Genomic DNA, 9,482 nt, shown 5'->3' with positions numbered 1-9,482 from the left:
GTGCAGGAAGACCTGATCATCATGCGCCGTGGCGATAACGGCTGGCGGCTCGCGGCCGGCTCGCTCTGCTTTCCGTCGTCCTGGTCGCTCCGGGAGAAATTCGGCAAGCCGCTGCAACAGATCCACGCGCCCGTGCCCGGCTTCGGCCCCGGCACGCGGCCTGCCGACCTCATCAACCGCATGTTCGACGGCCTGCAGGGCCAGGCGGTCGAGCGCTTCAACTGGTCGATCCAGGCGGGCGACGCGCTCTATCATCCGCTTTCCAACGGGGAGCGCATCGACCGTGCCGCGAACCGTCCGACGCGTTTTGCGGACGGCGACATCAACGCCCATGCCTTCATTCGCGTCGAGCGTCAGACCTTGCGCAAGCTGCCGGTGTCGCGCGACATCCTTTTCACCATTCGCATCCATCTCGACCCGCTGGCGGTGCTTGCCCGCCACCCCGACAAGGTCGCGCTTGCGGCCTCCTTCGCCGACCAGCTCAATGCTCTCGATCAGGCGCAGCTCGACTACAAGGGTTTGAGCGCGGACCGCGACCGGCTGGTTTCGTACCTCGCCGGCATGGCCATGGTGGCTTAACCAAACCGCCAGGCCGGTTTGGCCGTCGGTTGGCGGTTTTTGCTGGTTTGTGACAATGATCTATGATGTAGGGCTACCGGCGAAAAATGCCGGACTTTCCCGTGTTTGAAGGAGTGTGCGAAAAAATGGCGAACGAGAACTGGCCCGTTTACGGTGAAATCACCGGTCCTGTCGTGATGATCGGCTTCGGCTCGATCGGACGGGGAACGCTGCCGCTGATCGAACGCCATTTCAAGTTCGACAAGTCGCGCATGGTGGTCATCGACCCGCGCGACAGCGACCGCATGCTGCTCGACGAGCGCGGCATCGCCTTCGTTCAGGACGCGGTGACCAGGAAGAACTACAAGAAGCTTCTGACCCCGCTTCTCACCAATGGCAGCGGTCAGGGCATGTGCGTCAACCTGTCGGTCGACACCTCCTCGCTCGAGTTGATGAAGCTCTGCCGCAAGCTCGGCGTGCTCTATGTCGATACGGTGGTCGAGCCGTGGCTCGGCTTCTATTTCGACGACAAGGCCGACAATGCCTCGCGCACCAATTACGCGCTGCGCGAGAGCGTGCGCCAGGAGAAGGAGAAGGCTCCCGGCGGCACTACGGCGATCTCCTGCTGCGGCGCCAATCCTGGCATGGTCTCCTGGTTCGTCAAGCAGGCACTGGTCAACCTCGCCAACGATCTCGGGCTCGAGTTTGTGGTCCCGCCGGAGCACGACCGCGAGGGCTGGGCGAAGCTGATGAAGAAGGCCGGAGTCAAGGGCATCCACATCGCCGAGCGCGATACCCAGCGCACCAAGAAGCCGAAGCCGATGGATGTATTCTGGAACACCTGGTCGGTCGAGGGCTTCATCTCGGAAGGCCTGCAGCCGGCCGAGCTCGGCTGGGGCACGCATGAGACCTGGATGCCGAAGAACGGCAAGAAGCACAAGCACGGCTCGCAGGCGGCGATCTACCTGGAGCAGCCGGGCGCCAACACGCGCGTGCGCTCCTGGTGCCCGACGCCCGGCCCGCAATATGGCTTCCTGGTGACCCACAACGAGGCGATCTCGATCGCCGATTTCTTCACTGTGCGCGGCAAGAAGGGCAAGGTTCAGTATCGCCCGACCTGCCATTATGCCTATCACCCCTGCAACGATGCCGTGCTGTCGCTGCACGAGATGTTCGGCGCCGCCGGCAAGGCGCAACCGGTGCATCACGTGCTCGACGAGAACGAGCTGGTCGACGGCATCGACGAGCTCGGCGTGCTGCTCTACGGCCATGCCAAGAACGCCTATTGGTACGGCTCACAGCTGTCGCTGGCCGAGGCGCGCAAGCTGGCGCCTTACCAGAACGCCACCGGCCTGCAGGTCACCTCGGCGGTGCTCGCCGGCATGGTCTGGGCGTTGGAAAATCCGATGGCCGGCATCGTGGAGGCCGACGAGATGGACTACCGGCGCTGCCTGGAAGTGCAGCTTCCCTATCTCGGGCCGGTCAGGGGCTACTACACCGACTGGACGCCGCTTGATAATCGCCCGGGGCTTTTCCCCGAGGATCTGGACAAGGACGATCCGTGGCAGTTCCGCAACATCCTGGTGCGATAGCAGCCAAGCCTACCCGCGTCTCCACCTTGCAATCGCCCGGAAATCGGGCGATTGAAGACGGGCGGCCCAGAGCGACGCGCGTCCTGTCGGACGCACAAAGTACGCTCTAGCACTTTGAATGCACGCATCGCGCTTTTCCGAAGATCGGAGATCGATTTTCCGGCCGATGCGAGAGGAGAGGATTTTTGAATGATCATTGCGCGCAAATTGCTTTCGGCAGGCGCCGCGGCAAGCCTTCTGGCCGCTGCCGCCTGCACCACCACCGGCCCTTCGGAGCCGATTGCAGCGGCGCCCAAGGGCGTCGAGGGCAACTGGATCGACGCCAAGGGCACCGGCCTCTCGACTTTCGCGGCCGGCAGCTTCACCACCGTCGCGACCGATACCGGCCAGAAGCTGTCCGAGGGCAGCTACACCATGACCGGCGCGACCTCGGTCGAGATCCACGGCACCTCGCTGATCCGCCAGACGCCGGTCAGCTTCAACTGCCTGATGGTCTCTACCAGCCAGCTCAACTGCACCAGCTCCAGTGGTCAGAATTTCGTGCTGACGCGCCGAGCCTGAGCTCAGGGAGAGATCGACTTTGTCGAGGATGGCGGCGCGAGCCGCCGTCCTTTTTTGTGCCGGCAAACCTCCTCCCGATTTCCGCTTGCATCGGCCAAAACGCGATGTGAACATGACCCGAAGCTGACTGTTACCTTCCAGCCAAGCGAGGGCTTTAAGCACTTCAAGTCAGCTCATCCGGGAGACGAGAATGAAGAAATTTGCCGCCATTGCCGCCCTTTCCGCATCAGCACTTGGCCTCTCGGCCGGAGCGTCTTTTGCCGACTACACGCTGAACATCCTGCATTTCAACGATTGGCATAGCCGCATCGAAGGCAACAACAAATACGAGTCGACATGTTCCGCGGAAGAGGAGACCAAAGGCGAGTGCATTGGCGGCGCCGGCCGGCTGGTCACTGCGATCGCGCAGGAGCGCAAGAAGCTCGAAGGTCAGAACGTGCTGCTGCTCAATGCAGGCGACAGCTTCCAGGGATCGCTGTTCTACATCACCTACAAGGGAGCAGCGGAGGAGGAATTCCTCAATCAGCTCAAGCCCGACGCGGTGACGCTCGGCAACCATGAGTTCGACGACGGCGAAAGCGCGCTTGTGCCTTATCTCGACAAGGCGAAGTTCCCGGTGGTCAGCGCCAACGTCGTGCCCAACGACAAGTCCGGCGCCCACGGCAAGATCAAGCCGTCCATCGTGGTCGAGGTCGGCGGCCAGAAGATCGGCATCGTCGGCGCCGTCACCAACGACACGCCGGAACTGGCCTCGCCCGGCCCCAACATTGCCATCGCGGACGACGTCAAGTCGATCACCGCCGAGGTCGAGAAACTGAAGGCGCAGGGCATCAACAAGATCATCGCCGTCACCCATATCGGCTACAACCGCGAGCGCGACGTCATCGCGAAAATCCCCGGCGTCGACGTGGTGGTCGGCGGCCACAGCCACACGCTTTTGTCGAACACCGATCCGAAGGCGGCAGGCCCCTACCCGACGATGGTCGACAACCCCGACGGCTACAAGGTGCCGGTGGTGCAGGCGGCGTCCTATTCGAAATATCTCGGCGAATTCAAGGTCGTGTTCGACGACAACGGCGTCGTCAAGTCGGCCAGCGGCGACCCGATCTTTCTCGACAAGTCGATCACGCCCGATCCGGCGGTGCTCGCCCGCATCAAGGAGCTTGGCGCGCCGATCGAGGCGCTGAAGAACAAGGAAGTGGCGGAGACCACCAAGCCGATCGATGGCAGTCGTGAAAGCTGCCGCACCCGCGAATGCGAAATGGGCAATCTCGTCTCCGACGCCGTCCTCGATCGGGTCAAGGGCCAGGGCGTCGAGATCGTCATCTCGAATGGCGGCGGACTGCGCGCCTCGATCGACCAGGGCACCGTGACCATGGGCGAAGTGCTGACGGTGCTGCCGTTCCAGAACACGCTGGCGACCTTCAAGATCTCCGGCAAGGACCTGGTCGCCGGTCTCGAAAGCGGCGTCAGCCAGGTCGAGGACGGCGCCGGCCGCTTCCCGCAGGTGGCCGGCTTGAAATATGCCTTCGACAAGTCGATCGCGCCCAATGCCGGCCGCGTCAAATCGGTCGAGGTGATGGAGAACGGCGCCTGGGTGCCGATCAATCCGGACAAGCAGTATCTCGTCGCCACCAACAACTACGTCCGCCAGGGCGGCGACGGCTACAAGGTCTTCGCCGAAAAGGCCACGGACGCCTATGACTACGGCCCGGGCCTGGAGCAGGTGGTGGCCGACTATCTCGGCGCGCACCGCCCCTACACACCGAAGCTCGACGGCCGCATCACCGAGATCGGCGCCATGACAGCGGCCGCGGAGCCGGCAAACCCTGCCGAGACCGCCACGACGCCGCCTGCCGCCCAACCCGCGAAGCCGGCCGAGACGGCGCCGGCGGCCACCGAGCCTGCCATGCCGGCTTTGCCGTCCAATTCCGGCGACATTGCCGGGACGCCGCCGGCCGTTCCGACCGAGACGGCACCAGCAACGTCGGAGACAGCAAAACCTGCCGAGACTGCGCCGGCGACCGCCGCCCCTGCGACCGAATCCGCCAAGCCGGCCGAAACAGCGCCCGCCGAGGCCAAGCCGGCCGCGACCGGTCCGGAGGCCAGCCCAGAGACCAGCCATGTGATCGCCGCCGGCGACACCTATTGGGATCTGGCCAAGAAAAACTATGGCGACGGCAGCAAATGGAAGCTGATCTCCGAGGCCAACAAGGACTACAGGCCGCGCCGTCTGCCGCTCGGAGCAACGCTGACAATTCCGCCGGCCGCAAAGTAACCTTTCGCCGGAAATTCATGGCGCCCGTCCGGGAGACCGGACGGGTGTTCCGTTTTCAGACGCAAACGCGGTAAGGTGCGTCCAGACGCAGCATTCCAAAACCGGCATGGCATCGCTAGTTTCGCACCGACAACCGGAGACCGTCGATGACGCTTGCCAATCCTGCCGATGCGAAAGCCGCCAAGACCGCCGGTCCGGCGCCGGCGGGTGCCGCGCCGACGAAGGCGGGCAAGACCGGCATCATGCTGATCAATCTCGGCACGCCCGACGGCACCGATTTCAAGCCGATGTGGCGCTATCTCAGAGAATTTCTCTCCGATCCGCGCGTCATCGAGCTCAACAAGGCGATCTGGTATCCGATCCTCTACGCGCTGGTTCTCACAACGCGGCCGACAAAGTCCGGCGCCAACTACGCCAGGATCTGGAACCGGGAGAAGAACGAGTCGCCGCTGCGCACCTTCACCCGCTCGCAGGCAGAGAAGCTCGCCATTGCGCTTGCTGATCTGCCAACCGTCGTGGTCGACTGGGCCATGCGCTACGGCAATCCCTCGACCGGCAGCGTCGTCCGCCGGCTGGTCGAGCAGGGCTGCGAGCGCATCCTCACTTTTCCGCTCTATCCGCAATATTCGGCGACGACCACGGCGACGGCGAACGACCAGCTGTTCCGGGCGCTGATGAAGATCAGGCAAGCGCCGGCGATCCGCAGTGTGCCGCCCTATTATGACGAGCCGGTCTATATCGACGCCCTCGCCCGTTCGATCGAGCAAAACCTGGCGACGCTCGGTTTCGCGCCGGAGGTGGTGATCACCTCCTACCACGGCATCCCAAAACCCTATTCCGACAAGGGTGACCCTTATCAGGCGCATTGCCTCGAGACGACGCGGCTGCTCAGGGCAAGGCTCGGCTGGGACGAGAAGAAGCTCATCACCACCTTCCAGTCGCGCTTCGGCGCCCAGGAATGGCTCCAGCCCTACACCGACGTCACTATCGAGAAGCTGGCGAAGGACGGCGTCAAATCGATCGCGGTCGTCAATCCGGGTTTTTCCGTCGACTGTATCGAGACGCTGGACGAAATCGGCCGCGAGGCCGCCGAGACATTCGACCATGCCGGCGGCAAGAACTTCGCCCACATCCCTTGCCTCAACGACAGCGCCGAGGGCATGGCAGTGATCGAGGCGCTGGTGCGGCGGGAACTGTCAGGCTGGGTCTGACGTCCGATAATAGGCGGCGAAACCGGTTCGCAATAGCCTTCGCTAACCAATATTCGCGATCACCTGATTGTAACGCTTCGGAAACACACTTAAGTGATTCCGCGAGGTCGCCGCCTTTTGAGGGAGAAACGAAATGGGGTTTAGCGGTTTCGATATTGCCATCATTGTTCTTGTATTCCTCGTCATCATCCTTCTTTTCAAAGGCATCAGAACGGTGCCGCAGGGCTACAACTACACGGTGGAGCGTTTCGGCCGCTACACCAAGACGCTGACGCCCGGCCTGAACATCATCAATCCGATCTTCGAGCGCGTAGGCGCCAAGATGAACATGATGGAGCAGGTGCTCGATGTCCCGACGCAGGAGATCATTACCCGCGACAATGCAATCGTGGGCGTCGACGGCGTCGCCTTCTACCAGGTGTTGAATGCCCCGCAGGCCGCCTATCAGGTCTCCGGGCTGCAGAACGCCATCCTCAACCTCACCATGACCAACATCCGTACCGTCATGGGCTCGATGGACCTCGACGAATTGCTGTCCAACCGCGATGCGATCAACGAGCGGTTGCTGCGCGTCGTCGATGAGGCCGCGCACCCGTGGGGCATCAAGATTACCCGCGTCGAGATCAAGGACATCAACCCGCCGGCCAATCTGGTGGATTCGATGAGCCGCCAGATGATCGCCGAGCGCGACAAGCGCGCCCAGATCCTGGCCGCCGAAGGCATGAAGCAGTCGCAGATCCTCGAGGCCGAAGGCCGCAGGGAAGCCGCCTTCCGCGATGCCGAAGCGCGCGAGCGTTCCGCCGAGGCGGAGGCCAAGGCGACCCAGGTGGTGTCGGAAGCCATCGCCAAGGGCGACGTGCAGGCGATCAACTACTTCATCGCGCAGAAATACACCGAGGCGCTGGCCAGGATCGGCTCGTCCAGCAACAACAAGATCGTGCTCATGCCGTTCGAAGCCTCATCGCTGATCGGTTCGCTCGGCGGCATCGGCGAGATCGCACGCGAAGTGTTCAAGGCCGACGGCCCTTCCGGCCCGCAACGTCAGGGCGCGCGCACGCCGCTCATGCGACCGTCGGACAATTGAGGCACGCCATCTGGGTGGGAGAAGGTCAATGATCGAGCGCATCGTATCGGAACTCGGCCCGTGGAACTGGATGGTCCTCGGATTCGTGCTGCTGGTGATGGAAATCGTCGCGCCCGGCGTGTTCATGCTGTGGATCGGCATCGCCGCGCTGATCATCGGCGCGGTATCGCTGCTGATTTGGGACGCTGCCTTCTGGACCTGGCAGCTCCAGGTGCTCGCCTTCCTCGTGCTCTCCCTGGCCTCAGCCTTCGTCGGCAAGAAGCTGGTGGGCGATCGTGCCGTCAATGCGGACCAGCCGCTGCTCAACCGCCGCGGCGCTCAGATGGTCGGCCGCACGGCGACATTGGCCGAGCCCATCAAGAATGGCCGCGGCCGCATCCGCCTCGGCGACACGCTGTGGCGTGTCTCCGGGCCGGACCTGCCCGTCGGCACCCAGGTGCGTGTGACCGGCGCCGCCGACACCGATCTGGAGCTGACGGTGGAGGCCGTCTGAGTTTGCGGGTTTCCTATTCTGAAGCCGTTTGGGAATCAGGCCTGCGTGTCCTGAGTCTCGCCCATCTCAGGCGGCGCCGATGCGCAGCAGATCGTGCAGATGCACCAGCCCCACGGGGCGATCGGCCTCGACCACCATCAGGCTGGTGATGGCCGACGTATTGATCGTCTGCAGCGCCGTCGCCACCAGCGTGTCGGGGGCAGCCGTCTTCGGCTTCTTTGTCATCACCTCATCGACGTTCATCGACAGAAGATCATCGGCAATGTGGCGGCGGATGTCGCCATCGGTGATGATGCCGATCAGCGCACCGTCGGCGCCGGTGATCGCCACGCAGCCAAAACCCTTGCGCGACAGTTCGACGATCGCTTCGCGCATTCCCGTGTCCGACGGCACCAGCGGCAGCCGCTCGCCGACATGCATGATCTCGCGCAGTTGCATCAGATTGGCTCCGAGCTGACCGCCGGGATGGAAGGTGCGGAAATGGTCCGGCGTGAAGCCGCGCGCCTCGAGCAGCGCGATCGCCAGCGCGTCGCCCATGACCAGCTGCAGCAGCGCCGATGTCGTCGGCGCCAGCCCGTGGGGACAGGCCTCCGGCGCGGCCGGCAGCAACAGCACGACGTCGGCGGCGCGCGCCAGCGCCGAATTCTCGCCCGAGGTGATGGCGATCAGCGGGATCGAAAAGCGTCTGGAATAGGCGACGATGCCCATCAGTTCCTTGCTCTCGCCCGACCAAGACATGGCGATGATGGCGTCGTCCCTGGCGATCATGCCGAGATCGCCGTGATTGGCCTCGGCCGGATGGACGAAGAAGGCAGGCGTGCCGGTCGAGGCGAGCGTCGCCGCGATCTTTGAGCCGATATGCCCGCTCTTGCCGACGCCGGTGACGATGACGCGGCCCTCGATACGCGCGATGGCATCCACTGCGGCAGCGAACGGTTCGGACAAGCCGTTGCCGAGAGCGGCTGCAAGCGCGGCCATGCCGGCCTGCTCCGTCGCCACCGTTCTCAGCGCCGATTCAATCGCTGCCTGCCTGTCCGGCTGCTTTCTTTCTGAGGACCCCGCGTGCATGGCAGATGCCATTAGCGCCATGTCGCCCGCCTGTCCAACGGAATTCCCGTCTCGCGTGCGTCGCGGACAAGGGCCCTTGGCCTGTTTCAACCCTCCGTTAACCATCCGCATTTACGGTCCGGTAAGTATGGCGCGCCTGCGCCGCGCAAGCAGTGGTGATGATGTCCGGGGGCGAGCCAGATACGAAAAAAGGCCGGAAGTGCATTGCCGTTGCAGCGCTTTTGCTGACGGCAAGCATTGGCGCCTTGATGCGCACCGTGCCGGCATTTTCGCAGGAAACCGAGTTGCGCGGCGAGGTCTCCGAATCGGCAATCCTGGCCGACCAGCAACGCAAGGCGAGACAATTGCGCGCGCAGGGATCGCTGGATCAAGCGGTTCCGGCGACCCAAATGGCTGAGGACCAGACGACCGCCAACCCTTATGAACCAGCAAGCCCAGGCGCGGTGCCCGACGACGACCAGACCGGGGGCGCGGCGGGCAGCATATTCGACCAGCCGCAAGCCACCGACGACCCCTTCGCCGACAATCAGACAGTGGCCGCGCCACGCCGGCCTTCGACTGCCAGGCAGGGCTCGGCGGGTGCCAACGCGAAAAGCGATGCCAAGGCGGCCGACAAGAAAAACGCCAAGAAGAAGCC

8 protein-coding genes and 1 pseudogene are annotated in these 9,482 nt (G+C 63.7%); 8 read left to right on the top strand and 1 reads right to left on the bottom strand.

Going from position 1 to position 9,482, the window contains the following annotated elements; translation table 11 throughout:
* The 7 genes from EOA75_RS22555 to EOA75_RS22525 form a co-directional block, all read left to right on the top strand.
* Positions 1-579, top strand: a 579-nt coding sequence (locus EOA75_RS22555) for a DUF3445 domain-containing protein (protein ID WP_164747498.1), incomplete at its 5' end; no start/stop codon positions are given.
* 125 nt (positions 580-704) lie between these two features.
* On the top strand, positions 705-2,150 hold the full coding sequence (locus EOA75_RS22550) for a homospermidine synthase (protein ID WP_127325196.1): 1,446 nt from the start codon (positions 705-707) through the stop codon (positions 2,148-2,150).
* Positions 2,151-2,339: 189 nt separating this feature from the next.
* Positions 2,340-2,711 (top strand): hypothetical protein, encoded by a 372-nt coding sequence (locus tag EOA75_RS22545; protein WP_127215434.1) that lies wholly within the window; start codon positions 2,340-2,342, stop codon positions 2,709-2,711.
* Between the two features lie 190 nt (positions 2,712-2,901).
* A complete protein-coding gene (locus EOA75_RS22540) occupies positions 2,902-4,989 on the top strand; it encodes a 5'-nucleotidase C-terminal domain-containing protein (protein WP_127325195.1) in 2,088 nt (695 codons plus the stop codon).
* 146 nt (positions 4,990-5,135) lie between these two features.
* Positions 5,136-6,200: a ferrochelatase gene (hemH, locus tag EOA75_RS22535; RefSeq protein ID WP_127325194.1), complete on the top strand. Its 1,065-nt coding sequence runs from the start codon at positions 5,136-5,138 to the stop codon at positions 6,198-6,200.
* Positions 6,201-6,333: 133 nt separating this feature from the next.
* Positions 6,334-7,284 (top strand): SPFH domain-containing protein, encoded by a 951-nt coding sequence (locus EOA75_RS22530; RefSeq protein WP_127325193.1) that lies wholly within the window; start codon positions 6,334-6,336, stop codon positions 7,282-7,284.
* 28 nt (positions 7,285-7,312) lie between these two features.
* Complete coding sequence (locus EOA75_RS22525; protein ID WP_127325192.1) at positions 7,313-7,777, top strand: NfeD family protein; 465 nt, start codon at positions 7,313-7,315, stop codon at positions 7,775-7,777.
* Positions 7,778-7,843: 66 nt separating this feature from the next.
* On the opposite strand, the gene EOA75_RS22520 is transcribed toward EOA75_RS22525, so the two are convergent.
* A complete protein-coding gene (locus EOA75_RS22520) occupies positions 7,844-8,845 on the bottom strand; it encodes a KpsF/GutQ family sugar-phosphate isomerase (RefSeq protein ID WP_127325197.1) in 1,002 nt (333 codons plus the stop codon).
* Between the two features lie 248 nt (positions 8,846-9,093).
* Here EOA75_RS22520 and EOA75_RS22515 point away from each other — a divergent pair.
* Positions 9,094-9,482 (top strand): annotated as a pseudogene (locus EOA75_RS22515) (hypothetical protein); the annotation flags it as partial.

The organism is Mesorhizobium sp. M1A.F.Ca.IN.022.07.1.1 (assembly GCF_003997575.1).
Lineage (GTDB): Bacteria > Pseudomonadota > Alphaproteobacteria > Rhizobiales > Rhizobiaceae > Mesorhizobium.
This window is presented reverse-complemented; position numbering and strand designations above follow the sequence as displayed.

What these genes read in the sequence shown, in the direction of transcription:
- EOA75_RS22550 (WP_127325196.1), top strand. Translation starts at nt 705, where the DNA reads ATGGCGAACGAGAACTGGCCCGTTTACGGTGAAATCACCGGTCCTGTC.
- EOA75_RS22545 (WP_127215434.1), top strand. Translation starts at nt 2,340, where the DNA reads ATGATCATTGCGCGCAAATTGCTTTCGGCAGGCGCCGCGGCAAGCCTT.
- EOA75_RS22540 (WP_127325195.1), top strand. Translation starts at nt 2,902, where the DNA reads ATGAAGAAATTTGCCGCCATTGCCGCCCTTTCCGCATCAGCACTTGGC.
- hemH (WP_127325194.1), top strand. Translation starts at nt 5,136, where the DNA reads ATGACGCTTGCCAATCCTGCCGATGCGAAAGCCGCCAAGACCGCCGGT.
- EOA75_RS22530 (WP_127325193.1), top strand. Translation starts at nt 6,334, where the DNA reads ATGGGGTTTAGCGGTTTCGATATTGCCATCATTGTTCTTGTATTCCTC.
- EOA75_RS22525 (WP_127325192.1), top strand. Translation starts at nt 7,313, where the DNA reads ATGATCGAGCGCATCGTATCGGAACTCGGCCCGTGGAACTGGATGGTC.
- EOA75_RS22520 (WP_127325197.1), bottom strand. Translation starts at nt 8,845, where the DNA reads ATGCACGCGGGGTCCTCAGAAAGAAAGCAGCCGGACAGGCAGGCAGCG.